This window comes from Agrococcus sp. ProA11 (assembly GCF_039880525.1).
GTDB lineage: Bacteria > Actinomycetota > Actinomycetes > Actinomycetales > Microbacteriaceae > Agrococcus > Agrococcus chionoecetis.
The window spans coordinates 303,954-327,891 of record NZ_CP156989.1; the positions used below are offsets into that span (position 1 = coordinate 303,954).

Below are 23,938 nucleotides of genomic sequence, written 5' to 3' on the forward strand. Positions count from 1 at the left end.
GTCGCGGGGCTTCCCCTTCCCAGACCAACGAGGAGCCACCGTGAGCGCACTGGTCGCGACCGCACTGGATCGCCCCGCTGCCCTGCCCGCCGCGCGGGCCGGCAGACGCCGCGGCACCGTCTCCTCGTTCATCATCGCCGTCATGATCGTCGTCGGCGTGAGCATCCTGCTCTACCCCTCGGCCGCCGGCTGGTTCAGCCAACTCGAGCAGTCGCAGCGCGTCGACGCCTACGCCGAGGTGATGACCGATCTCGGTCCAGAAGGCCGTGAGCAGGAGCTCGCCGAGGCCGCCGCGTACAACCAGACGCTGTCCGGCGGCGCCCTCATCGACCAGTACGGCCGCACCCCGCTCTCCGACCAGCGGGCCATCGTCGCCGCCTACGAGGAGCAGCTGAACCTCGGTCCTGCCGACGTCATGGCGCGCATCCGCATCCCCTCGATCGCCGTCGACCTGCCGATCTATCACGGCACCGACGAGACGACGTTGCGCAAGGGCATCGGCCACCTGCTCGGCTCAGCGATGCCGGTGGGCGGCTCGGGATCGCACAGCGTGCTCACCGGCCATCGCGGCCTGCCGGAGTCGGTGCTCTTCAGCGATCTCGACCAGGTCGTGGTCGGCGATCTCTTCGAGCTCGACGTCTACGGTGAGGTGCTCACCTACGAGGTGCGCGACGTGCAGGTGATCGAGCCCGGCGACACCGACATCCTCACGCCCGCATCCGGGCGCGACCTCGTGAGCCTGGTGACCTGCACGCCGCTGGGCGTCAACAGCCACCGCATCATCGTCACGGGCGAGCGCATCCCGACCCCGGCGGCCGACAGCGCCGCAGTGCAGATGCCCGACATCCCCGGGCCGCCGTGGTGGGCCGTCGGCCTCGCGCTGGGCTTCGCCTTCGCGGCCGCGTACCGCACCGCCACGTCGACGGTTCGCACAGTTCCGGCCGCGCCCCATGAACCGGTGACGATGCTTGCCACCGCACCCACCATCATCGTCTGACGCCTAGCCTGGAGCCATGCCTGCTGACGCCGACGAGCCCCAGCTGCCGGTCGGCGTCGGGCCATGGCAGGGTCCCTGGCCGGACGACGCGCACTTCGACCCCGAGCTGCTCGAGCACGGCGACCGCCGCAACGTCGTCGACCGCTACCGCTACTGGCGACTCGAGGCGATCGTCGCCGACCTCGACCTGCACCGCCACGGCTTCCACGTCGCGATCGAGAACTGGCAGCACGACCTGAACATCGGCTCGATCGTCCGCACCGCCAACGCCTTCGGCGCCGCCGCCGTGCACATCATCGGCAAGCGCCGCTGGAACCGGCGCGGCGCCATGGTCACCGACCGCTACCAGCACATCCGCCACCACGAGACGACGGATGCGTTCACCTCGTGGGCGCGCGACGCCGGCCTCCGGGTCGTGGCCGTCGACAACACCGACGGCAGCGTGCCCGTGGACGCCGCCGCGCTGCCCGAGCGCTGCGTGCTGCTGTTCGGCCAGGAGGGCCCAGGGCTCACCGACGAGGCGCTCGCCGCTGCCGACGCGCACGTGGCGATCCGGCAGTTCGGCTCCACGCGCTCGATCAACGCCGCGGCGGCCGCCGCGATCGTGATGCACGAGTGGGTGCGGGAGCACGCGCCCGCGACGCGTGCCGGGTAGTGCGGCGGCGAGCCGCGCGAGGGCCTCAGGCGCGGGTGCTGCTGATGTCGGCGCACGCGAGGCACACCGACTCGGGGATCGCGCCGGCGCGCTGCAGCCGGCCGAAGATCCAGCAGCCGAGGCAGAAGCCGAGCACCGCCTCGAGTCCTGCCGCGACGACGAGCACGCCGAGCAGCACCCAGGCGGTCATCGGCGCTGCGAGCGTCCAGGCCAGGGCGGCGGCGAGCGAGACGGCGAGCCCGATGCCCTGGGCGAAGCGCTTGGGCGGGCCGGCCACCAGCCGCGGCCGGCCGAGCCGCGGCGCGATCACGCGCGTCGCCAGCAGGCCGAACGGGGAGTAGCGGGGTCCGCCGGCGACCCGGAGGGCGAAGCCGAGCGCGAGCAGCCAGGCGGCCCAGCCGGTCCCGGTCGCGAGGATCGCGAGCGTCGAGACGACGACGAGCGCTGCGACGGCGCGCGCGGCCTTCTCGTTCACCGGGTTCGGAAACGAGAGCCATCCGCCGGGCGCGGTCTCGCGGGCGAGCAGGGTGGAGGCTTCGACAGTCATAACGGAGACAGTAGCACCGCTTCTGCCCCATAGAACGTCACCTTGTGGCTCTCGGTGAGGCATCCACGCGGTTCGTCGGTGCCGAGGGCGGCTCTGGCTGGCAGCGCGGGCACCACTGCACCTGCCGGAGCATGCCGTCCTCCTTGCCGAGCATCGCATCCCGGATCTTCGTGCCGCAGCGCAGGCAGGGCCGCCCGCCCCGCCCGTAGACCCAGGTGCGGCGACCGCTGCGGGTATCGCCCGTGAACGTGCGCTCCGTGCGGTCGCGGTTCGCGACCATGAGGCGGCGCGCGAGCGCGACGAGCGGCTCCAGCTCGACCTCCGCCACCGGCGTCACCGGGTGCAGGCCGCGCAGGAAGCACAGCTCGCCGCGGAAGACGTTGCCGAGCCCCGCGACGGCGCGCTGGTCGAGCAGCGCCACCCCCACGGGGTCGTCCGTCGCCCGCAGCCGGCGCACGGCCTCCGCGGCCATCGCGGCATCCCACGCAGGATCGAGCAGGTCGGGCCCGAGGTGCGCCACCGCCTCCAGGTCGCGCTCACGGGGCAGCAGCTCCAGCACCGGCAGGCTCGAGCCGACGATCTCGTGCTCGGCGGTCGTCAGCACCACGCGGATGGTGTGGGTCGCGACGGGCGCGCGCCGACCGGGCTCGAGCACGTGCCAGAGGCCATCCATGCCGGCGTGCGAGTGGATGGTCCAGCGCTCGCCGCGCATCAGCAGATGCTTCCCGACGCTGCGCACCTCGTCGATGCGCTCGCCCGCGAGGTCGGCGGTCGCGAGCGCCGGCACGCGGAAGTCGCTGCGCTCGAGCACCCGACCCCCCAGCACCCGGCCGAGCCGCACCGCGGCCCGGTGGATCGTGTCGCCCTCGGGCATCAGTGACCGATCCGGAAGCCGCGCGGCGTGCGCCGCAGGCCGCCCCGCTCCAGCAGCGCCGCGACCTCGCTGTCGAGCGACGAGCGCCCGTCGACCTCCTCGAGCACGCGCCGCCGTCCGGCCTGCCGCACCACCGCATCCGCCAGGCTCTCGATGCCACGCACGAGCAGCTCCTCATCGTCGGTGAAGGTCAGCAGCGAGCGCCCGCCGCGCTCCAGGTGCAGGATGCAGCGGCCAGCCGCGATCGTCGTCAGCGCGCCGACGCGGCGCGCAGGGCGATGGTCGCCGCGCGCCTCCGGCCACGGCAGGGAGGCGCCGAATGGGTTCGCGGGGTCGACGGTCGGCACCGTGGCGACCGTGTCGCGCGGGCCGCTCGACTGCCGCGCCCGCAGCGCGTCGACGACCGGGGTGTCGGCGAACTGCGCCGCGCCCAGCCCGTCGACGAAGTAGCCGCGGCGGGTGTGGCCGGCCTCCTCGAAGGCCTTCAGCACCTGGTAGACGCCGTGGAAGCCGCCCGGCACGTCCTCGGCCACCACGCTGCCGCGCGTGACGACGCCGTAGCGCGCCAGCAACGCATCGGCGACCTGCGCCGCCCGCTCGGTCTGCGAGCCCGCGGGCGCCGAGGCCATCAGCCAGCGGCCGGCGAGCGTCGGCAGGGCGTCAGAGCGGATGGGCCTCGCGGTCGCGAGCCTGCGCCGGCTGACGGGCGCGGCACGGCGGCTGGCTGCCGGCGCGCTGCGGGCGCGAGCGCCCAGCAGGTGTGCGCGCAGCGGCGCGATCGTGTCGTTGGTGACGCGCCCAGCCCACACGAGCGGCCACAGCACGTCGGCGAGCTTCGCGAGGTCGAAGGCGAGGATGTCGCTCAGCTGCTTCGCGAACAGCGCGCCGCCGCCCGAGAGCGCCTCGAGCAGCGCGGCCGCATCCGGGTCGTCGTGCTGGGCGCTGGTGCGCTGCTCGACCGTGTCGGAGGGCCGCAGCACGATGCGGCCGTCCTTGCCGGTGAGCGCCCCGGCGCCGGTCCACGTGATGAGCCCGGATGCGGTGAGCTCGTCGAGCATCGACGGCCGGTAGTCGCGCACTCGGGAGGGCAGGATGAGCGTCTCGAGCGCGCTGAGCGGCAGCGGCACGCCGTCGAGCCGGTCGATCGCCTCGAGCACGCCGTCGGTGCCCGTCAGCGGCCGGGTGATGCGCTGATGCGAGAGCAGGTGGTCGGCGAACACGGCGTGGTCGACCGGTTCGACGTCGCTGCGCAGCGCCTGCAGGCTGCGGCGCTTGAGTCGCGCCAGCACCTGCGTGTCGATCCACTCCTCGCCGCTGCCGCCGGGGCGGTAGGCGCCGGATACCACGCGGCCCTGCGCCTCCAGCGCGCGCAGCGCCGAGCGCACCACGGCGGGGGCGAGCGTCAAGCGCTGCCCGACCTCCTCGACCGTGAACGGCCCGTGCGTGCGCGCGTGCCGCCCGACGACGTCGCCGATCGGGTCGGCGACCGTCTCCAGCAGCGCCGACGGCACGCCGGGCGGCGGCGGCACGCCGAGCGCATCGCGCAGCCGCGCGACATCCTCGATCGCCGCCACGCGCTCCTCGTCGCCCACCCGCACGCGCACCGCGCGCCGGGCATCGACGAGCTCGGTCGCGATCGCGCCAGCGGCGTCGACCTCGAGGGCCGCATCGCCCTCGCCCGAGAGCCGGGCGGCGAGCTCGTCGACGCGCAGCGGCCCCAGCAGCCGCAGCAGATCGGCCGCGCCCTCGACGCCGCGGGCGCGCCGGTCGGGGGCGAGCCGCTGCAGCTCGAGCTCGGTGCGCTCGACCACCTCCGGGTCGAGCAGCTCGCGCAGCGCCGTGGTGCCGAGCACCTGCGCGAGCAGTGCCGGATCGAGGGTGAGCGCGGCCGCGCGGCGCTCGGCCAGCGGCGCGTCGCCCTCGTAGAGGAACGCGCCGACGTAGCCGAACAGCAGGTGGTGCGCGAAGGGGGAGGGGCTCGGCGTCTCGACCTCGACGACGCGGATGTCGCCGTGCTGCAGCCGCTCGGTGATGGAGCGCAGCGCTGGCAGGTCGTAGGCATCCTGCAGCACCTCGCGCAGCGCCTCGAGCACGATCGGGAAGTCGGGGTAGCGCTTGGCAACGTCGAGCAGCTGGGACGCGCGCTGGCGCTGCTGCCAGAGCGGGGCCCGCTTGGCGGGGTCGCGCTTGGGCAGCAGCAGGGCGCGAGCGGCGCACTCGCGGAAGCGGCTGGCGAACAGCGCCGTGCCGCCCGCCTCCACCTCGACGATGCGCTCAAGCTCCTCGGGCTCGAAGCGGATCAGGTCGGCGCCGGGCGGGTCGGCGTCGGAGTCGGGGATGCGGATCACGATGCCGTCGTCGGAGGCCATCGCCGCCGCGCCCACGTCGCGGTCCTCGCGCAGCCGCTGGCTGATGGCGAGCGCCCACGGCGCGTGCACGCGCCGCCCCCACGGGGAGTGGACGATGAGGCGCCAGTCGCCGAGCTCGTCGCGGGAGCGCTCGACGACGATCTGCGCATCGGTGGGCACGGCGCCGGTCGCCGCCACCTGGTCGCGCACGTAGGCGTCGAGGTTGCGGATGGCACGCTCGTCGGAGTGCGGCAGGTCGATGCCGGTGCCGGCGGCCAGGGCGGCGGTGGCGCGCCCGATCGAGCCGCCGAGGTCGGCGGGGCGGCCCTCGTTGTCCCCGTGCCAGAAGGGCAGCTTGCCCGGCTCGCCGAAGGCGGGCACGACCAGCACGCGGTCGTGCGTGATGTCGACCACCCGCCAGCTCGTGGCGCCGAGCGCGAAGACGTCGCCGGTGCGCGACTCGTAGACCATCTCCTCGTCGAGCTCGCCGACGCGCGCTCCGGGCTTGCCCTCCTGACCGGCGAGGAACACGCCGAACAGGCCGCGGTCGGGGATGGTGCCGCCGCTGGAGACGGCGATGCGCTGCGCGCTCGGGCGGCCGGCGATGGTGTTCGCCTCGCGATCCCACAGCACGCGCGGGCGCAGCTCGGCGAACTCGTCGCTCGGGTAGACGCCGGAGATCAGGTCGAGCGTGGCGTCGAAGGCGGCCCGCGGCAGCCCGGCGAATCCCGACGCGCGGCGCACCGTCTGGAACCAGTCGTCGACGCCCAGCTCATCCATCGCCGCCGCTGCGACCGTCTGCTGCGCCAGCACGTCGAGCGGATGCCTCGGCATGCGGATGGGCTCGAGCTCGCCGCGCGCCATCCGGTCGGCGACCACCGTCGCATGCAGCAGGTCGGCACGGTGCTTCGGGATGATGACGCCGCGCGACGCGTCGCCCACGGAGTGGCCGGCGCGCCCCACGCGCTGCAGTCCGCTCGCGGTGCTCGGCGGCGCCTCGACCTGCACGACCAGGTCGACATCGCCCATGTCGATGCCGAGCTCCAGGCTCGAGGTCGCGACGACGCAGCGGAGCCGCCCCGACTTCAGCTGATCCTCGATCTCGGCGCGCTGCTCCTTCGACACCGAGCCGTGGTGGGCGCGCGCGAGCGGCGGCGCATCCGCCTCATCACCGGCGGCCTCGCGGGCGGCGGCACGCTCGGCGAGGCGCAGCCGGATGTGCTCGCTCACGTCGCGCAGCACCACGCCCTTGCCAGCCCCCTCGGTCGCGCCACCCCCGTCGGTCGCGTCACGAGACCCCCGAGCGCTCGCAGCTTCCGCCTCGTCGAGCCGCTGCGCGTCGAGCTCGTTCAGGCTCGCGGTCAGCCGCTCCGCCGCGCGGCGAGCGTTCACGAACACGATGGTGGATCGGTGCCGGTCGACGAGCTCGAGGATCTCGCGTTCGATGTGAGGCCAGATCGACGGCTGCTGCGGCTCGGTGGCGCCGAAGGCGCTGCCGGTCGCGCCCGCATCGGCCTGCTCACGCTGCTGCGGCGCGCGCAGATCGGTCATGTCGTCGACCGGCACCGTGATGGTCAGCTCGATCTTCTTCTCGCTGGGCGGTGCGACGACCGTGACGGGTGCCTGCCCGCCGAGGAACCCCGCGACCTCGTCGATGGGGCGCACGGTCGCCGACAGGCCGATGCGCTGCGCGGGCTTCGCGAGCTGCGCATCGAGCCGCTCGAGGCTCAGCGCCAGGTGCGAACCGCGCTTGGTCGGCACGACGGCGTGCACCTCGTCGACGATGATCGTCTCCACCGTGCGCAGGCTCTCGCGCGCCTTGCTCGTCAGCAGCAGGAACAGCGACTCGGGGGTGGTGATGAGGATGTCGGGCGGATGCTTCGCCTGCGCCCGCCGCTCCTCCTGCGGTGTATCGCCGGTGCGTAGCCCGATGCGGATGGCAGGCGGCTCCGAGCCGTCGCTGCGACCACGCGCGGCGATGCCCGCGAGCGGTGCGCGCAGGTTGCGGTCGACATCGACGGCGAGCGCCTTCAGCGGCGAGACGTAGAGCACGCGCACGCCCGGCTCGCGCTCGGCGTGCGGCGCAGCATCCTCGCGCTGCAGCCGGTCGATCGCCCACAGGAACGCCGCGAGCGTCTTGCCGGAGCCGGTCGGCGCGACCACGAGCGTGTGCTCACGCCGGGCGATCGCGGCCCACGCCTGCGCCTGCGCGGGGGTGGGCGCCGGGAAGGCACCCGCGAACCACGCGCGGGTGGCGGGGGAGAACTGCTCGAGCGCGTCGCTCACCCGCTCAGTACAGCACAGCGAATCCGAGTGTCGGATGCATAGCGGCGCCCGTCATCGCAGCCGCTCGATGATCTCCATCGCGCTGCCGGTGCCATCCTCTCGCTCCATCGCGGCGGCCGCGCGCCGCACGTGCTCACGGAGCCCCAGCGCCTCGTCGATCGCCCGCCCGGCGGCGCGCTCGCTGAGACCGCGGCGGCGCAGCGGCGCGGCTGCGAGTCTGCTGCGGTGCAGGATCCGCGCCCAGAACGGCTGGTCGGCGAGGAACGGCACCACGATGGAGGGCGCGCCGGCGCGCACCGCCGCATGCACGGTGCCGGCGCCCCCGTGGTGCACCGCCACAGCAGCCCGCGGCAGCACGAGCGCATGCGGCGCCTGATCGACGACCAGCACGTCGTCGCCGAGCGCGTCCGGCGGCACGTCGACGCCGCCCCATCCGCGCATCACGAGCGACTGCAGCCCGCGGCTCCTGGCGGCACCCACGAGGGCGCGGCCGCGAGTGAGCGCATCGCCTCCGGCCATCGAGCCGAATCCGATCACCGCGCTCGCTCCGCGGTTGAGGAAGGCATCGACCGTCGGATCGAGCGGCTTCGGATCCGCCTCGCTCATCCACGCGCCCGTCAGGTGCACGTCGGCTGGCCAGTCGGCTGGGCGGGCGAGGATGCTCGGGCTCACCGGCACGAGGGTGGCTGCGGTCGGTGCCACCTCGTCGGAGCCCAGCACCGCGGCCGCGGCACGGAGCTCGCCGCGGAACATGGCGGCGGCGCCGGCAGCGGCCGCATAGGTGAGCCGGTTGAACGGCCCGAGGCTGCCGGGGGCCGTGCCGGCGGCGGGGAACGCTCTCGTCGGCGTGACGGTGGGCACGAGCTCGGCCAGCACGGAGGCGGCGCCGACGCGGGAGGCGAGCATGGGCGCAGACAGGATCTTGGGGTGATGCACCACCACATCGGGTGCGACCTCGAGGCCGATACGAGCGGACTCGACGAGCACCGCGTGCATGAGCGGTCGCACGACGGTGCGGAAGCTCCTGGCCGCAGCGACGACCGACGTGCCCTGCTCGGCGATGAGCCTGCTGTAGTCGACGCCGAGGCTGCGCACGTCGATGCCGTCGAGATCGGCGCCGGAGCCGTCGGGGGCGGCGAGCACCACCTCGTGACCGCGCGCGAGTGCTCGGCGAGCGAGCGCGACGAAGGGTTCGACGTCCCCGCGCGTGCCCGCGGTGACCAGCAGCAGCCTCATGCGCGCATCACACGCCGAGCGTACTGCGGTGCCCGGGTGACGGACAGTGGCAGCGCGGCCCGTGCTCGGGCACCCCGCGCGCGCCGCGTGACCGCCCGCATCACAGCGCTCTCGGGGGTGCGTCGCGGGAGAATGGGGGCATGCCCGCGCTGCTGTCACCCCTCGCTCGTCGCCGACCCGTCTTGGTGGATCGCCGATGACCGCTGCGGTGCAGTCCGCCGTGACGCTGGAGCGCGGCGCCGGCGGCGAGACGCTGCGCTCGGCGCTCGGCGCGCTGCCGACGACCGTTGCCGAGGCGCTCGCCGCCGCGCCCGCGCTCGCCGCGGCGGTGCCGCTGCCCGGCGCCGGACGCACGGTCGAGCGGCTCGAGGCGCTCGCGACGCTCGGCGCGCACGACCTCGAGGTCGCGCGGGCGATCGAGCCGCACCTGGACGCGGTCGCGATCCTCGCCGAGGCGGGACTCGAACCCGGCGCCGGCGCCTATGGCGTCTTCGCGGCCGAGGGCCCGGGCGCGAGGCTCGAGCTGCGCGACGGCAGCCTTGCGGGGGAGAAGCCCTGGTGCTCGCTCGCCGATCGCCTCGATCGGGCGCTCGTCTCCGCCTGGCAGGGCGAGGAGCGCGTGCTCGTCGATGTCGACCTGCGGCAGCCGGGCGTGCAGGCCGTGCCGGGCGCCTGGCATGCCCGGGGTCTGGCGGGCATCCCTTCCGGTCCCGTGCGGTTCGATGCCGTGCCGGCAGAGCCGGTGGGGGAGCCGGGCTGGTACCTGCGACGCCCCGGATTCGCGTGGGGCGGCATCGGCGTCGCCGCCTGCTGGCATGGCGGCGCGGTGGCGGTCGCGCGCAGGCTGCTGGGCGCCGCGGGCGACGCGCCGCTGCGGCTCGCGCACCTGGGCGCCATCGACGAGGCCCTCAGCGCGTCGCGGCTGGCGCTCGCCGACGCCGGCCGTCGCATCGACGCCGGGGACGACTCCGTCGCGCCCGGCCTGCTCGCGCTGCGCACCCGAGGGATCGTCGCACGCGCGGTGGAGGAGACCCTCACTCGCGTCGCCCACGCGCTCGGTCCTGCCCCGCTCGCGCTCGAGGCCCAGCATGCCCGCCGGGTCGCCGACCTGCAGCTCTACGCGCGGCAGCATCACGCCGAGCGCGACCAGGCCTCGCTCGGCACCGAGATCCAGACTCGGGCAGCAGACGGGTCGACGCCATGGTGATGCCCACCCAGCCGCGCTTCCGGGGCGACGACGCCGGCACGCCGATCGCTGCGTGGCTGCAGAGCGCCGCGCTCCGCGACGCGCCCGTGCTGCGCGCGGCCCCCGGCGAGCTGCTGGTGGTGGCGGCCCATCCTGATGACGAGGTGCTGGGCGCCTTCGGGTCGATGCTCGACGCTGCACGCCGCGGCATCCCCGTCACCGTCGTCGTCGCGACCGACGGCGAAGGCTCGCACCCTGGCTCGCCGACGCTCTCGCCGCAGGCGCTCGCCGCGCAGCGCCGCCGCGAGCAGGAGGCGGCGCTCGGCGACATCGGCGCGCGCATCGTCCGCCTGGGGCTCCCGGATGGCGCCGTGCGCGCGCATCGCAGCGAGCTGGTGCGCGCCATCGTGCCGCTCATCGCCGGCCTGCCCGACGACGCGCTGGTGCTGGCACCGTGGGCGCACGACGGCCATCCGGATCACGAGGCGGTGGGGGATGCCGTGGCCGCCGTCGCGCGCGAGGCCGGTCGCGACTGCGCGTGGGCTCCGATCTGGGCATGGCTGTGGGGCGAGCCGGGCCTGTTCGATGACGCGGCGCTGCGCCGCGTGCCGCTGGATGCCGAGGCTCGCGACGCCAAGGCGCGCGCGATAGCGGCCCATCGGTCGCAGGTCGCGCCGCTGTCGCCCCACGACGACGACCGCGTGGTGCTGACGCCCGACATGCTCGCGCGGTTCGCGGGCGACGAGTGGCTGCTGCTCGCCCCGCCCGCCGCCCGCACCGCGTTCGACGAGCGCTACGCGCAGGAGTCTGATCCGTGGGCGACCCGGTCCGCCTGGTACGAGCGTCGCAAGCGTGCGCTCGTGCTCGCATCGCTGCCGCAGGAGCGCTATCGAATGGCAGTCGAGGTGGGCTGCGGCACCGCGACGCTCACGGCCGAGCTCGCCGGGCGCTGCGAGTCGGCGCTGGGGCTCGATGCCTCGCTGCCGGCGCTCGTCGAGGCGCGGCGCACGCTCGAAGGGATCCCCAATGCCTGGGTCGAGCACCGCGCTGCGCGCGACGGCCTCCCGGTAGCCGACGTCGATCTGGTGGTGCTCAGCGAGCTCGGCTCCTACCTCGACGCGAATGCTCTGCGCGCGCTGCTGCGCGAGGCTCGGGACGCCGGTGCGCACGTCGTGCTCTGCCACTGGCGAGGCGACAGCGACGACATGCTCGCATCGGCCGACGAGGTGCACGCGCTCGCGGCCGGCATCGACGGCCTGCGTCGCATCGTCGAGCACCGCGATGAGGCCTTCCTGCTCGATGTGCTGGTGCCCGCATGAGCGCGACTGCGATCACGCGTGTGCTGGTCGTCGTGCCGGCGCGCGACGAGGCGGCCACGCTCGGCGCCTGCCTCGAGAGCATCGCCGCCGCGCGAGCACTCGCCGAGCGCATGCCAGACGTGGAGACCAGGCTCGTGGTGGTCGCCGACGCGTGCGTGGACGACTCCGCGGCGATCGCGCGAGCGGCGGGCGCCGCGGTGGTCGAGATCGACGCCGCCTCGGTCGGCGCCGCGCGGCGGGCGGGGATCGAGCACGGCCTCGCCGAGTGGAAAGAGGCGGGCGAGCTCGATCGCGCCTGGGTGGCGATGACGGATGCCGACAGCACCGTGCCGCGCTCGTGGCTGCTCGATCAGCTGCAGGCCGCCTACCGCGGCGCCGATCTGCACGTCGGGCGCGTGGAGCCCGATGCCGCCGTGCTGCCGCCGGCCGCGCTCGCCGCCTGGCACGCCGCGCACGACCCGCTGCCGGCGGGGGCCGCCGTGCATGGCGCCAATCTCGGGGTCCGGGCGACCGTGCTCGAGCGCATCGGCGGCGTCGCGCCGATGCGGCTGCACGAGGATGTCGACCTGGTGGCGCGGCTGCACGCGGCGGGCGCCGTCGTCGACGACCGGCGCCGCCCGCCGGTGCGCACGTCCGGCCGCACGCGCAGCCGCGTCGAGGGCGGCTTCGCGAGCTACCTCTCGGCGCTGCAAGAGCACTCGCCGCAGCTCGAGTAGCGCCTGACGCTGCAACGACGAAGGGCGGGCGCAGCTCTCGCAGCGCCCGCCCTTCGGATGCGGGTGTGTCAGTCGGTGCCGAGGTCCATCGCGGCGCGGTCGTTCCATTGCTCGAGCGCCTCGGGGTCGTCGTCGGGCGAGACCATGATCTCGTTCGCGCGACCCGCCTCCAGCGCACCGAGCAGCTTGGCCGTCTCGCCCTCGACGAGACCGGCGGCCGCGTAGCCCTCCAGCCGCGAGCGGGAGTCGGCGATGTCGAGGTTGCGCATCGTGAGCTGCCCGATGCGGTCCTCGGGGCCGAACGCGGCGTCGCCGACGCGCTCCATCGAGAGCTTGTCGGGGTGGTACGAGAAGCCCTCGCCGCGGGTGTCGAGCACGGTGTAGTCCTCGCCGCGTCGCAGGCGCAGCACCACCTCGCCGCTCACCGACGAGCCGACCCAGCGCTGGATCGACTCGCGCAGCATGAGCGACTGCGGATCGAGCCAGCGGCCCTCGTACATGAGCCGGCCGAGGCGACGACCCTGCTCGTGGTAGGTCGCGATGGTGTCCTCGTTGTGGATCGCGTTCAGCAGCCGCTCGTAGGCGATGTGCAGCAGCGCCATGCCGGGTGCTTCGTAGATGCCGCGGCTCTTCGCCTCGATGATGCGGTTCTCGATCTGGTCGCTCATGCCGAGGCCGTGCCGACCGCCGATGGTGTTCGCCTCCATGACGAGCGCCACCGCATCCGGGAACTCCACGCCGTTGATCGCGACGGGACGCCCCGCCTCGAAGCGGATCGCGACATCCTCGGTGCCGATCGCCACCGACTCGTCCCAGAACTTCACGCCCATGATGGGCTCGACGACTTCCATCGACTCATCCAGGTGCTCGAGCGTCTTCGCCTCGTGCGTCGCGCCCCAGATGTTCGCGTCCGTCGAGTAGGCCTTCTCGGTCGCGTCGCGGTAGGGGTAGCCGTGCTCGACGAGCCACTCCGACATCTCCTTGCGGCCCCCGAGCTCTGCCACGAAGCGGGCGTCGAGCCACGGCTTGTAGATGCGCAGCCCCGGGTTCGCCATCAGGCCGTAGCGGTAGAAGCGCTCGATGTCGTTGCCCTTGTAGGTCGAGCCGTCGCCCCAGATCTCGACGTCGTCCTCCTTCATGGCGCGCACCAGCAGCATGCCGGTGACGGCGCGCCCCAGCGGCGTGGTGTTGAAGTAGGTGCGGCCGCCGGAGCGGATGTGGAACGCACCGGTCGCGAGGGCGACGAGCCCCTCCTCCACGAGCGCGGACTTCGCGTCCACCAGGCGCGAGCCCTCCGCGCCGTACTCCGTCGCGCGCCCGGGCACCGCATCGATGTCGGGCTCGTCGTACTGCCCGATGTCGGCGGTGTAGGTGAACGGCACGGCGCCGTTGTGGCGCATCCATGCGACGGCGCACGAGGTGTCGAGGCCGCCGGAGAAGGCGATGCCGACGCGCTCGCCGACGGGCAGGGAGGAGAGGACCTTGGACATGCCTCGATTCTACGTTCCGCGCGCCGCACCCCGCGCCGCGCCCGTGTGAGGGAACTCTCAGACCCGTCCCTTGTCGCGTTCAGGTTCGGATGTCACGATCCCGTAACGGGGTACACGACGGCGAAGTCGGTACCGCGGTCACGGTTTTAGGGGATGAGCATGCTGCAGGTCGATGATCAATTCGAAGTCGCGGCGCCTCGCAGCGAGGTGTTCCGCGCATGGACGGAGTTCGAGCGGTTTCCGGAGTTCATGACGGGCGTCGACTCGGTGTACGCCGAGACGAAGGAGCGGATGCGCTGGCGCGTGTCGATCGCGGGCGTGGAGCGCACCTTCTACGCCGTCGTCACGGAGTGCCGGCCCGACGAGCGCATCGCGTGGATGAGCGTCGATCAGACCACCATGGGGTGGTGGATCGATCTGGACGCCGTCGATGACGACCGCACCCGCGTGACGCTGCGCGTCACCTGGTCGCCCAGGGGCGACGGGCCGAGCGGCCCCGACCTGCACGACCTCGACGAGCGCACCATCCGTTGCGATCTGCAGCGATTCAGGGCGTGCGCGGAGCAACCGCTCAGCCGCGCGGCGTAGCGTCTCGCAGACCCAGCGCCGTCTGGCGCAACACGATCCGAGTACGACGACAACGAGGAGCATCATGCCCCAGATGACCGACAGCATCGACGTCAAGGCACCGATCAGCGCCGTGTACGCGCTCTGGACCCAGTTCGAGGACTTCCCGAAGTTCATGGGCGGCGTCGAATCCATCACGCAGCAGTCCGACGACCGCCTCCACTGGGAGGTCTCGATCGCGGGCGTCGACCGCGAGTTCGACGCAGAGATCACCGAGCAGCACCAGGACGAGCGCGTCGCATGGCGCAGCATCGACGGTGAGACGCATGCCGGTGTCGTGACCTTCCACCGCATCGACGACGCGACCACGCGCGTCAACGTGCAGATCGACTGGAAGCCGCAGGGCGTCGTCGAGGCGGTCGGCGCGCTGCTGCAGGTCGACGACCTGCAGATCGGCAAGGACCTCAAGCGCTTCAAGGAGCTCGCCGAGGCAGAGCCGTCGACGAGCGCGGCCGAGTCGGGCTGGGATGGCGACATCGAGCGTTCCACCGACAGCACCGGGAACTGACGCGATCCGTCGCTGACCTCAGCGAATCCCGCTGAGCAGAGCCACCACGACGCTGCGCCCCGACCCTGCCCTCATCGAGGGCGCCCAGGGTCGGGGCGTAGCGTCGTTCCATGGGTATCCAGCACTGGAGCACGATCGCGGCCGGCATCGACGAGGTCTGGGCCTGGCACACGAGGCCCGGAGCGTTCCAGCGGATGCTGCCCCCCTGGATGCCGGGACGCGTGCGGCGGGAGGCCGGATCGCTCGCGGACGGTCGAGCCGAGCTCGCGCTGCCGGGAGGCCTGATCTGGGTCAGCCAGCACGACCCCGACGGCTACGTCGAAGGGCGCTCGTTCGTCGACGATCGCGTCGATGACGGGGTGCGATCGGCCGCGCTCACGGCCGTGCGCTGGCATCACGAGCATCGCTTCGAGCCGGTCGAGTCCACGTCGGGCGATGCCGCCACGCGGCTGCACGACAGCGTCGAGACGCTCGTCGGCTCCCACCTGCTGCGCCCGATGTTCGTCTATCGCCACCGACAGCTCGCCGACGACATCCAGCGCCACAGGGAGCTTGCAGCGGCTCCCATGACCGTCGCCATCACGGGCGGCAGCGGTCTCGTGGGCACCGCGCTGACCGCGTTCCTCACCACCGGCGGCCACCGCGTCATCCGCCTCGTGCGCCGCGACGCGGCCGGGGGCGAGCGCCGGTGGGATCCCGCGGCGCCCGCCGCGGATCTGCTCGAGGGCGTCGATGCCGTGGTGCACCTCGCTGGCGCCTCGATCTTCGGACGCTTCGACGACGAGCACCGCCACCGCGTCCGCAGCAGCCGCATCGGGCCGACCAGGCTGCTCGCCGAGCGCGCGGCCGAGAGCGGCGTGCGCGCGTTCGTGAGCGCATCCGCCATCGGCTGGTACGGCAACGATCGTGGCGAGAGCTCGCTCGCCGAGACGAGCGGCGCGGGCGGCGGCTTCCTCGCCGACGTGGTCGCCGACTGGGAGGCCGAGGCGAGGGCGGGCGTCGAGCGCGGCGTGCGCAGCGTGCAGGTGCGCACCGGCCTCGTGCTCAGCGGCCGGGGAGGGATGCTGCAGGTGCTGCGCCCGATCTACCAGGCGGGCCTCGGCGGCCCGCTCGCGGGCGGTCGGCACTGGCAATCCTGGATCGACCTCGATGATCTGGTCGACATCTACGCCCGCGCGCTCGTCGACGAGCGGGTCACCGGGCCGGTGAACGCGGTCAGCCCCGAGGCGGTGCGGCAGGAGGAGTTCGCGGCCGAGCTCGCGGGCGTGCTGCATCGCCCTGCCGTGATGCCCACGCCGTCGATCGGGCCGCGCATGCTGCTCGGTCAGCAGGGCATGCAGGAGCTGGCGCTCGCGAACCAGCATGTCGTGCCCGAGGCGCTCAGCGCGCTCGGTCACCGGTTCCGCAGGCCGCGGCTCGAGGATGCGCTGCGGCACCAGCTCGGCCGACAGCGCGAGGCCGGTCGCTAGCGAGCGAGGGCCCGCACCGCGCCCGGTGCCGTGCCTCGTCGGGGTGGGCCGCGGAGGCTATGCGCCGGTCAGCACCAGCCACAGCAGCACGGCGTTGAGCGCGCTGAGCGCGATGGCGGCTGCAGCGCCGGCGATCGTCGTCCACCGGCCGTTGACGTGGTCGCCCATGACGGCGCGGTCGGCCGTCAGGCGCACGAGCGGGATGAGCGCGAACGGGATGCCGAACGACAGCACCACCTGACTGAGCACGAGCGCGAGGGTCGGGTCGACGCCGAAGCCGAGGATGATCAGCGCCGGCACGAGCGTCACGAGCCGGCGGATGAGGAGCGGGATGCGCGTGTGCAGCAGCCCGTGCATGATCTCGGCGCCAGCGTAGGCGCCCACCGACGTGGAGGCGAGGCCGGAGGCGAGCAGGCCGATCGCGAACATCGTGGCGACCACCGGTCCGAGAGCCGCACCGAGCGCGGCGTGCGCACCCTCGAGCGTGTCCGTGCCCTCGACGCCCGCGAGGTTCGCCGCCGCCAGCAGCATCATCGCGAGGTTGACGCCGCCGGCGATCACCATCGCGACCGTCACATCGACGCGGGTGGCGCGGAGCAGTCGCGGGGTCGTCAGGCCCGCACGGTCGCGGAAGCGGTCGCGCGCCAGGCTCGAGTGGGCGTAGATGGCGTGCGGCATGATCGTCGCGCCGAGCACGCTGACGGCCAGGAGCACCGAGTCGGTGCCCTCGAAGCGGGGCACGAGGCCGCCGATCACGCCGGCCGGCTCCGGCGGCGCGACGACGACGCCCCAGGTGAACCCGAGCACGATGATCGCGAGCAGGCCGACGATGACGAACTCGAAGGCGCGCGGGCCGCGGCGCGACTGCACCGCGAGCAGCACCATCGAGACGGCGCCGGTGATGAGGCCGCCGGCCAGCAGCGGCACGTCGAACAGCAGCCAGAGCGCGACCGCGCCGCCGATCACCTCGGCGAGATCGGTCGCCATCGCGACGCCCTCCGCCTGCAGCCAGTAGGCGATGCGGCCGGCGCGCGAGCCGAAGCGCTCGCCCAGCAGCTCCGGCAGGCTCTTGCCCGTCACGATGCCGAGCTTCGCCGAGAGGTACTGGATCAGCCAGGCGACGAGGTTCGCGCACACGACGACCCAGATGAGCAGGTAGCCGTAGCGCGCGCCAGAGGTGACGTTGGCGGCGACGTTGCCAGGGTCGAGATAGGCGACGCCCGCCACGAGCGCGGGGCCGAGCAGCAGCAGGCCGGTGCGGGAGCGCGGGCGGGTTCGCGACGGCAGGGAAGTGGCGGGCATGCGACGATGCTAGCCCCATATTTCGGTAGGCCGAAATCATAGTGATGGGGCATCCGAAATACGCGCTGGCGGCCCGTGCGGGCGCGGGCGCTCGGCTCGATAGGCTTGGGTGTACGCGAACCCGTCGAAGGGAAGCTCCCATGCCAGGAATCGTCATCGTCGGCGCCCAGTGGGGCGATGAGGGCAAGGGCAAGGCCACCGACCTGCTCGGCAGCCGCACCGACTACGTCGTCAAGTTCAACGGCGGCAACAACGCCGGTCACACGGTTGTGGTCGGCGACGAGAAGTACGCGCTGCACCTGCTGCCGTCCGGCATCCTCACCGAGGGTGTGACCCCGGTGATCGGCAACGGCGTGGTCATCGACCTCGAGGTGCTCTTCGATGAGCTCGAGGCGCTGTCGGCGCGCGGGGTCGACGTCTCGAAGCTGCGCGTGTCGGCGAACGCCCACATCATCACCGACTACCACCGCACGCTCGACAAGGTCACGGAGCGCTTCCTCGGCAAGCGCTCGATCGGCACCACCGGGCGCGGCATCGGCCCCGCCTATGCCGACAAGATCAACCGCGTCGGCATCCGCGTGCAGGACCTGTTCGACGAGTCGATCCTGCGGCAGAAGATCGAGGGCGCGCTCGACGCCAAGAACCACATGCTCTCCAAGGTCTACAACCGCCGCTCGGTGACCTGCGACGAGATCTTCGACGACCTGACGTCCTACGTGGAGCGGCTCCGCCCGATGGTCGCCGACACGGGCCTCGAGCTGTCGCGCGCGCTCGACGCCGGCCAGACGGTCGTGTTCGAGGCCGGCCAGGCGACGATGCTCGACATCGACCACGGCACCTACCCGTTCGTCACCTCGTCGACTGCCACCACCGCCGGCGCCGCATCGGGCTCGGGTGTCGCCCCGAATCGCCTCGATCGCTCGATCGGCATCGTCAAGGCCTACACGACCCGCGTCGGCGCCGGCCCGTTCCCCACCGAGCTGTTCGACGAGTGGGGCGAGCTGCTGCGCAAGAACGGCTTCGAGTTCGGCACCACCACCGGGCGCCCGCGCCGCTGCGGCTGGAACGACACCGTCATCACGCGCTACGCCTCGCGCATCAACGGCCTCACCGACATCGTGCTGACCAAGCTCGACGTGCTCACCGGCATCGAGCAGATCCCGGTCTGCGTCGCGTACGACGTGGACGGGGAGCGCTTCGACGAGATGCCCATCTCGCAGTCCGACTTCCACCACGCGAAGCCCATCTACGAGTCGCTGCCGGGCTGGACCGAGGACATCACGGGCGCCCGCGCCTTCTCCGACCTGCCGGCGAACGCGCAGGCCTACGTGCGCTTCCTGGAGGAGCGCTCCGGGTCGCGCATCTCGGCGATCGGCGTCGGCGCCGACCGCGAGGCCATCATCCAGGTGCACGACCTCATCGACTAGCCAGCCCGGGCCCGCCGCCCCTCGTCCGTCAACCGGTCACCTGGTCTGGCGCGCCGATATTCGGCCCGCCGGACCACAGGCTCGGTTGACGAACGGGCGTGAGTCAGCGAAACGGTGCCGGGCGAGCGCCGGGCGAGCGCCGCGCGGGTTCCGGGCGGGCTCAGGCTGCGGCGTGCTCGAAGCCGATCAGCCAGCGCACGCCGAAGCGGTCGCGCACCTGCCCATCGGTGGCATCCCACGGTCGCTCCTGCAGCGCGTCGAGCACGGTGCCGCCCTGAGCGAGCGCCTCGTACCAGCGCGTCAGCGTCGGTCCATCGGCGGTGCCCAGCAGCGCCACGGCGGCGCCATGCATCGCGAGCGGCTCCTCGTCGCCCACCGCGTCCGTCGCGAACAGGCTCACGGGGCCCGAGAGCGCGCCGTGGCCGATCGCATCCGCCGGGCCGTCCGAGCGGCCCATCTCGGCCAGGGTGTGCATCTCGAGGTCGCCGCCGAAGACGTCTCGATAGAAGGTGAGCGCCTCGCGCGCGGTGCCGGGCATCCAGAGGTAGATCGACATCGCTGTCATGGTCGAGCCTTTCGTCCGACGGGTGCGCTGCGGCGGCTGCGGCCGCATCGATGCGCAGCATCCGGCGATGTTAACGCCGTCCACATAGATGCGCAAGGGTCGGCGACGTGAGCCGCCAATCGTGCCGCGCGATGCTGCCGACGGCGAGATCACGCCAAGCGCGATGGTGCCTGCGGAGAGATCACGCCAAGCGCGATGGTGCCTGCGGCTAGATCACGCCGAGCGCGAGCATGGCGTCGGCGACGCGATTGAAGCCCGCGATGTTCGCGCCCTTCACGTAGTCGCCGGGACGGCCGTATTCCTCTGCGGTCTCCGCGCACAGGTCGTGCACACCGCGCATGATCTCGGCGAGCCGCTCGTCGGTGTGCTCGAACGTCCACGAGTCGCGGGATGCGTTCTGCTGCATCTCGAGCGCGCTGGTCGCGACGCCGCCGGCATTGACCGCCTTCCCCGGCGCGAACGTGACGCCGGCGTCGGCGAAGACCCGGGCCGCTGCCTGCGTCGTGGGCATGTTGGCGCCCTCGCCGACGAGCGTGCAGCCGTTGGCCGCGAGGGTCGCCGCGTCGGCCTCATCGAGCTCGTTCTGCGTCGCGCACGGGATCGCGATGTCGCACGGCACCGTCCAGATCGTGTGGCCATTCGACGAGAACGATGCGTGCGGACGCGCTTGGACGTATTCGGCGATGCGGCCGCGCCGCACCTCCTTGATCTCCTTCAGCAGCTCCAGGTCGACACCCTGCTCGTCCACGATGAAGCCGGAGGAGTCGCTCGTGGCGATCACGGTGCCGCCGAGCTGCTGCACCTTCTCGATCGCGTAGATCGCGACGTTGCCAGAGCCCGACACGACGACCCGCTTGCCGTCGAAGGAGTCGCCGCGCGACTTCAGCACCTCGTCGAGGAAGTAGACCGCGCCGTAGCCGGTCGCCTCCCTGCGCACCTGTGAGCCGCCCCATGTGAGGCCCTTGCCCGTCAGCACGCCGGACTCGTAACTGTTCGTCAGCCGCTTCCACTGGCCGAACATGTAGCCAAGCTCACGCCCACCGACGCCCATGTCGCCAGCCGGCACATCCGTGTACTGCCCGATGTGGCTCGAGAGCTCGGTCATGAACGACTGGCAGAAGCGCATGATCTCGCCGTCGGACTTGCCCTTCGGGTCGAAGTCGCTGCCGCCCTTGCCGCCGCCGATCGGCAGTCCGGTGAGCGAGTTCTTGAAGATCTGCTCGAAGCCGAGGAACTTCACGATGCCGAGGTAGACACTCGGGTGGAAGCGCAGGCCGCCCTTGAACGGACCGAGCGCGGAGTTGAACTGCACCCGGAATCCGCGGTTGATCTGCACCGTGTTCTGATCGTCGATCCACGGCACCCGAAAGATGATCTGTCGCTCCGGCTCGACGATGCGGCTGAGGATCTGCGCGTCGACGTAGTCGGGGCGCTTCGTGACCACGGGGCCCAGGCTCTCGAGCACCTCGAAGACAGCCTGGTGGAACTCGGCCTCGCCGGGGTTCCTGTGCAGCACATCGTCGAAGACGGGCACGAGCTGGGGGTGGAGTTGCGTCAAGAGAGGGCTCCTCGTCGGTGTCAGACAACCCTCCGACACTATCGCGGGCCGAGACGCCGGCCGGGCGCGTGCTGCTGCCCTACCGGCCGGCCGCGAGCACGCCGTCGAGGCCGGCGTCCGGCCGCCTGCCGGTGAGCAGGCGCAGCGCTTCGACACCCGCGTCGCGGGCGGTCGCGTTCGCGGCCGCCAGGTGCAGGGCGTCGATGAGATGCGCCGCCGGCGGCGTCCAGGTGAGGCGCGCGGCGTCGGCGATGTCGATGCCGTGCACGGTCAGCTCGAACACGCGCGTGCGCACGTACTCCTGCAGAGGCATCGCGACGCTGCCATCCGATCCGACGGTGAGCAGCCGGTCGGGGGCGGCGGCCCCGACGGCGCGGATCGCGTCGGCCGCGAGCGCCGCGATGGCACCTGCAGCATCGTCGCCGAGTTGCGCGGCTGCGGCGCGGCCGCGCTCGGCGATCGCACGATCGTCGCCCTGCTGCCGCAGCACCACCTCGAGGTATTCGCTCGCTGAGTGCACGGTGCTCACGGCGGGCGAGGGGGCGGCGAGATACTCGCTGACGGTGCTGATCGCTCGTGACGTGTGGCCGATGAGCTCCCGCAGGCTCCACTCGCCGAGGCCGGGACCGTCGAGCGCCTCGTGCGGCACGCGCTCGACCAGCGCACAGAACTCGCTCGCCGCCATGCCGAAATCGACCGTCACGCATGCATCGTCGCACCGGGCCGCCCGCCCCACCAGGTCCACGTCTCGCGGACCCCTTCCGCCGCAGCGGACCCCGTGCAGCGGGTCCGTTGCGGCAGGCGGGGTCGGCGGGCGGGACGCCGAGTTTCGGGACGCGGGACGAGGCCGGGCGCGTGCGCTCAATAGAGTGGAGGCATGACTACGCCCGAGGAGCAGCTGCAGCGTTGCCGACGCTCGATCGACAACGTCGACGCCATCCTCATCCACACGCTCGCTGAGCGATTCAAGCTGACGCAGGCAGTCGGCGTGCTCAAGGCGGACCATGGGATGCCGCCGAGCGACCCGAGCCGGGAGCGCGAGCAGATCGCGCGCCTTCGGCAGCTCGCGGAGGACGCGGAGCTCGACCCGGAGTTCGCCGAGAAGTTCATCACGTTCGTGATCGCGGAGGTCATCCACCACCACGAGCGGATCGCCGGCACCGAGTAGCGGCCCGCGAGGTCAGGGCCGCGGCCAGCCTCGCTCGTAGCCCGGCGCATCCGAGTGCTCGGGCTCTCGGCGGTTGCGCTCGCGCACCATCCCGGCGGTCCGGAACAGGTCGATGAGCCACCAGCCCACGGCCGCGATCGGCACCGCGGCGAGCGCCAGTGCGGATGGGTCGCCGACCAGCACCACAGCAGCTGCGGCCGCCGCGAACGACAGCAGCATCTGCGCCGTGCCCGAGCGGACTCGGTCGAGGTAGAAGCGGTGCGCGCCGAGCAGGCCGAGCACCAGGACCAGCGCGTACGCGATCCTCATCCGCCTGTCTCCCCTGGGGGCCCGTGGATGCGGCGGTCGCGCGGGCAGGGAACGCCGCTCGGGCGGACGCGGGCTCGGCGTGCGTCCGTTGGATCGCTGCGCGCGCTCAGCGCGTCCGGCGGCCGTGGGGTCGAAGGTCAGCGACGGGTCGAGGCGTGGTCGTTGCGATGCGGTCGGGCGCTCGGGACTGCCGTGGTCGTCCCACGGGGCATAGGCGCCCCACCGCTGCCCGTCCCACCAGCGCCGGCGACCGTCGGGATCGTCGTGCCAGCCGGGAGTCGACGGAGCAGACATGCGATCAGCCTACGAGACGGCGGGCAGTGACTGCTCGGCCTCTCGGTACGTGGCCGCATCAGGCGGGGCACAGCGGGAGGGCAGCGCTGGTGCCCGCTGCGCGAGACCGCGGCGGTCAGGCGCGCTCGGCGGCCGCGGCGATGTCGTCGAGGTCCTGCTGCATGACCTTGCGCATCGTCGCCATCCCGAGCTTGGCGGTCAGCGTCGCCATCACCCGCTGCAGCCAGGACGGGCTCAGGTACGAGCCGCTGAAGCGCATCCGCAGCAGCGTCTGCGGTCCACCGTCGGACTGCTCGACAGGTTCCAGCGTGAACTCGGTGCGATAGGCCATGCCGCTCGCCTCTGCGGCGATCATCGTGGAGCGGCCCTCATCGATGCCGACGACCTCCATCTCCTCGGTCGCCGCGCGCCCGAACATCGTGCGGGTCTCGCGCCAGCGCGTGCCGATGGAGTAGCCGACGCCCGCCAGCCGCTCGATGCGCGTGACGCCCGACAGCACCGCCTCCGAGCCCTCCAGATCGGTGAGCACGCGCCAGACGGCATCCGTGGGGGCGTCGATCGAGCGCTCCAGCGTCAGCGCCATGTCGCTCATGCGGGCGGCCAAACGCCGATGATGAGGGCCATCGCCGTGATCGTGAGCAGCTCGTTGAAACCGGTGTGCGGGGTCACGCGGAAGCCGCGCGGATCGAACGCGTCGTGCACGATTACGCGCGAGAGCGTGAAGCCGATGAAGAGGATCCAGCCGGTGACGAGCGCGTTCACCAGGAAGCTGCCGCCGTAGAAGTCGAACGAGATCCAGGTCGCGCCTGCGAGCACCCAGGCAGTGACGAATGCGCACACGATCAGCAGCGGGTACACCCAGGGCTTCGGCCCCTTCGCCATCGACTCGCTGGTGTGGCCGATGGCCTTCATCCACGCGGTGCCGAGCACCTTCGGGTGGTAGTAGATGAAGCCGACGACCATGGCAGCGACTGTCGCGAGCAGCACAGCCCAGATGTTGATGGCGGGCACGGTGAGTTCCATAGCTGAAGCCTAGGCGGCGCAGGCCCCACCGTCG

At 72.6% G+C, this 23,938-nt stretch carries 22 protein-coding genes; 10 read left to right on the forward strand and 12 right to left on the reverse strand.

All coding sequences use genetic code 11. The features are described from left to right. Window positions 1–40: 40 nt before the first annotated feature. Window positions 41–997 carry a class C sortase gene (locus ABG090_RS01425; RefSeq protein ID WP_347755742.1) on the forward strand — a complete coding sequence of 319 codons (957 nt, stop codon included), beginning with the start codon at window positions 41–43 and terminating at the stop codon, window positions 995–997. A gap of 16 nt (window positions 998–1,013) precedes the next feature. Beyond that, the gene (locus ABG090_RS01430) at window positions 1,014–1,652 is read left to right on the forward strand and encodes a TrmH family RNA methyltransferase (protein ID WP_347755744.1); all 639 of its coding nucleotides are present in this window, start codon (window positions 1,014–1,016) and stop codon (window positions 1,650–1,652) included. 25 nt (window positions 1,653–1,677) lie between these two features. Here ABG090_RS01430 and ABG090_RS01435 read toward each other — a convergent pair whose 3' ends face one another. The 4 genes from ABG090_RS01435 to ABG090_RS01450 are packed head-to-tail and all read right to left on the reverse strand — an operon-like array spanning window position 1,678 to window position 8,943. Further along, on the reverse strand, window positions 1,678–2,199 hold the full coding sequence (locus ABG090_RS01435; RefSeq protein WP_347755746.1) for a DUF4395 domain-containing protein: 522 nt from the start codon (window positions 2,197–2,199) through the stop codon (window positions 1,678–1,680). Between the two features lie 37 nt (window positions 2,200–2,236). Then, on the reverse strand, window positions 2,237–3,073 hold the full coding sequence (locus tag ABG090_RS01440; protein ID WP_347755747.1) for a DNA-formamidopyrimidine glycosylase family protein: 837 nt from the start codon (window positions 3,071–3,073) through the stop codon (window positions 2,237–2,239). Beyond that, a complete protein-coding gene (locus ABG090_RS01445) occupies window positions 3,073–7,707 on the reverse strand; it encodes an ATP-dependent helicase (RefSeq protein WP_347755749.1) in 4,635 nt (1,544 codons plus the stop codon). Before ABG090_RS01445 ends, ABG090_RS01440 begins: the two co-directional genes overlap by 1 nt. A 51-nt stretch (window positions 7,708–7,758) precedes the next feature. Then, complete coding sequence (locus tag ABG090_RS01450) at window positions 7,759–8,943, reverse strand: glycosyltransferase (protein ID WP_347755751.1); 1,185 nt, start codon at window positions 8,941–8,943, stop codon at window positions 7,759–7,761. A 196-nt stretch (window positions 8,944–9,139) separates the two neighbouring features. Between ABG090_RS01450 and ABG090_RS01455 the strand changes: the two genes are divergently transcribed. The 3 genes from ABG090_RS01455 to ABG090_RS01465 are packed head-to-tail and all read left to right on the forward strand — an operon-like array spanning window position 9,140 to window position 12,164. Beyond that, the gene (locus ABG090_RS01455) at window positions 9,140–10,150 is read left to right on the forward strand and encodes an acyl-CoA dehydrogenase (protein ID WP_347755753.1); all 1,011 of its coding nucleotides are present in this window, start codon (window positions 9,140–9,142) and stop codon (window positions 10,148–10,150) included. Next, window positions 10,144–11,448, forward strand: a complete 1,305-nt coding sequence (locus ABG090_RS01460) for a PIG-L family deacetylase (protein ID WP_347755755.1) — start codon at window positions 10,144–10,146, stop codon at window positions 11,446–11,448. Before ABG090_RS01455 ends, ABG090_RS01460 begins: the two co-directional genes overlap by 7 nt. Then, a complete protein-coding gene (locus ABG090_RS01465) occupies window positions 11,445–12,164 on the forward strand; it encodes a glycosyltransferase family A protein (RefSeq protein ID WP_347755757.1) in 720 nt (239 codons plus the stop codon). The genes ABG090_RS01460 and ABG090_RS01465 overlap by 4 nt, the downstream gene beginning before the upstream one ends. A gap of 68 nt (window positions 12,165–12,232) precedes the next feature. On the opposite strand, the gene argG is transcribed toward ABG090_RS01465, so the two are convergent. Next, window positions 12,233–13,654, reverse strand: a complete 1,422-nt coding sequence (argG, locus tag ABG090_RS01470) for an argininosuccinate synthase (RefSeq protein WP_347755759.1) — start codon at window positions 13,652–13,654, stop codon at window positions 12,233–12,235. A gap of 159 nt (window positions 13,655–13,813) precedes the next feature. On the opposite strand from argG, the gene ABG090_RS01475 reads away from it, so the two are divergent. The 3 genes from ABG090_RS01475 (at window position 13,814) to ABG090_RS01485 (ending at window position 16,258) form a co-directional block, all read left to right on the forward strand. Further along, on the forward strand, window positions 13,814–14,242 hold the full coding sequence (locus ABG090_RS01475; protein ID WP_347755761.1) for an SRPBCC family protein: 429 nt from the start codon (window positions 13,814–13,816) through the stop codon (window positions 14,240–14,242). A 73-nt stretch (window positions 14,243–14,315) separates the two neighbouring features. Further along, window positions 14,316–14,789 (forward strand): SRPBCC family protein, encoded by a 474-nt coding sequence (locus ABG090_RS01480; protein ID WP_347755763.1) that lies wholly within the window; start codon window positions 14,316–14,318, stop codon window positions 14,787–14,789. 110 nt (window positions 14,790–14,899) lie between these two features. Next, entirely contained in the window at window positions 14,900–16,258 is a 1,359-nt protein-coding gene (locus ABG090_RS01485) for a TIGR01777 family oxidoreductase (RefSeq protein ID WP_347755765.1), read from the forward strand. 57 nt (window positions 16,259–16,315) lie between these two features. On the opposite strand, the gene ABG090_RS01490 is transcribed toward ABG090_RS01485, so the two are convergent. Next, the gene (locus tag ABG090_RS01490) at window positions 16,316–17,560 is read right to left on the reverse strand and encodes an Nramp family divalent metal transporter (RefSeq protein ID WP_347755766.1); all 1,245 of its coding nucleotides are present in this window, start codon (window positions 17,558–17,560) and stop codon (window positions 16,316–16,318) included. Window positions 17,561–17,700: 140 nt separating this feature from the next. On the opposite strand from ABG090_RS01490, the gene ABG090_RS01495 reads away from it, so the two are divergent. Further along, window positions 17,701–18,987, forward strand: a complete 1,287-nt coding sequence (locus ABG090_RS01495) for an adenylosuccinate synthase (RefSeq protein ID WP_347755768.1) — start codon at window positions 17,701–17,703, stop codon at window positions 18,985–18,987. Between the two features lie 160 nt (window positions 18,988–19,147). Here the strand turns inward: ABG090_RS01495 and ABG090_RS01500 are convergent, their stop codons facing one another. The 3 genes from ABG090_RS01500 to ABG090_RS01510 all read right to left on the reverse strand — a co-directional run bounded on the left by ABG090_RS01500 (window position 19,148) and on the right by ABG090_RS01510 (window position 21,813). Next, a complete protein-coding gene (locus ABG090_RS01500; RefSeq protein ID WP_347755770.1) occupies window positions 19,148–19,552 on the reverse strand; it encodes a VOC family protein in 405 nt (134 codons plus the stop codon). 208 nt (window positions 19,553–19,760) lie between these two features. After that, window positions 19,761–21,110: an NADP-specific glutamate dehydrogenase gene (gene gdhA / locus ABG090_RS01505; RefSeq protein ID WP_347755772.1), complete on the reverse strand. Its 1,350-nt coding sequence runs from the start codon at window positions 21,108–21,110 to the stop codon at window positions 19,761–19,763. Between the two features lie 79 nt (window positions 21,111–21,189). After that, window positions 21,190–21,813 (reverse strand): maleylpyruvate isomerase N-terminal domain-containing protein, encoded by a 624-nt coding sequence (locus ABG090_RS01510; RefSeq protein WP_347755774.1) that lies wholly within the window; start codon window positions 21,811–21,813, stop codon window positions 21,190–21,192. Window positions 21,814–21,987: 174 nt separating this feature from the next. Here ABG090_RS01510 and ABG090_RS01515 point away from each other — a divergent pair, with 174 nt between their 5' ends. Further along, entirely contained in the window at window positions 21,988–22,278 is a 291-nt protein-coding gene (locus ABG090_RS01515; RefSeq protein WP_347755776.1) for a chorismate mutase, read from the forward strand. A gap of 12 nt (window positions 22,279–22,290) precedes the next feature. Here ABG090_RS01515 and ABG090_RS01520 read toward each other — a convergent pair whose 3' ends face one another. From ABG090_RS01520 to ABG090_RS01530, 3 genes are all read right to left on the reverse strand, one after another. After that, window positions 22,291–22,587 carry an NINE protein gene (locus ABG090_RS01520; protein ID WP_347755778.1) on the reverse strand — a complete coding sequence of 99 codons (297 nt, stop codon included), beginning with the start codon at window positions 22,585–22,587 and terminating at the stop codon, window positions 22,291–22,293. A gap of 409 nt (window positions 22,588–22,996) precedes the next feature. Beyond that, window positions 22,997–23,473, reverse strand: coding sequence for an SRPBCC family protein (locus tag ABG090_RS01525; RefSeq protein ID WP_347755780.1), 477 nt, complete (start codon window positions 23,471–23,473; stop codon window positions 22,997–22,999). After that, the gene (locus tag ABG090_RS01530; RefSeq protein ID WP_347755781.1) at window positions 23,470–23,904 is read right to left on the reverse strand and encodes a DUF1761 domain-containing protein; all 435 of its coding nucleotides are present in this window, start codon (window positions 23,902–23,904) and stop codon (window positions 23,470–23,472) included. The genes ABG090_RS01525 and ABG090_RS01530 overlap by 4 nt, the downstream gene beginning before the upstream one ends. Window positions 23,905–23,938: the final 34 nt, after the last annotated feature.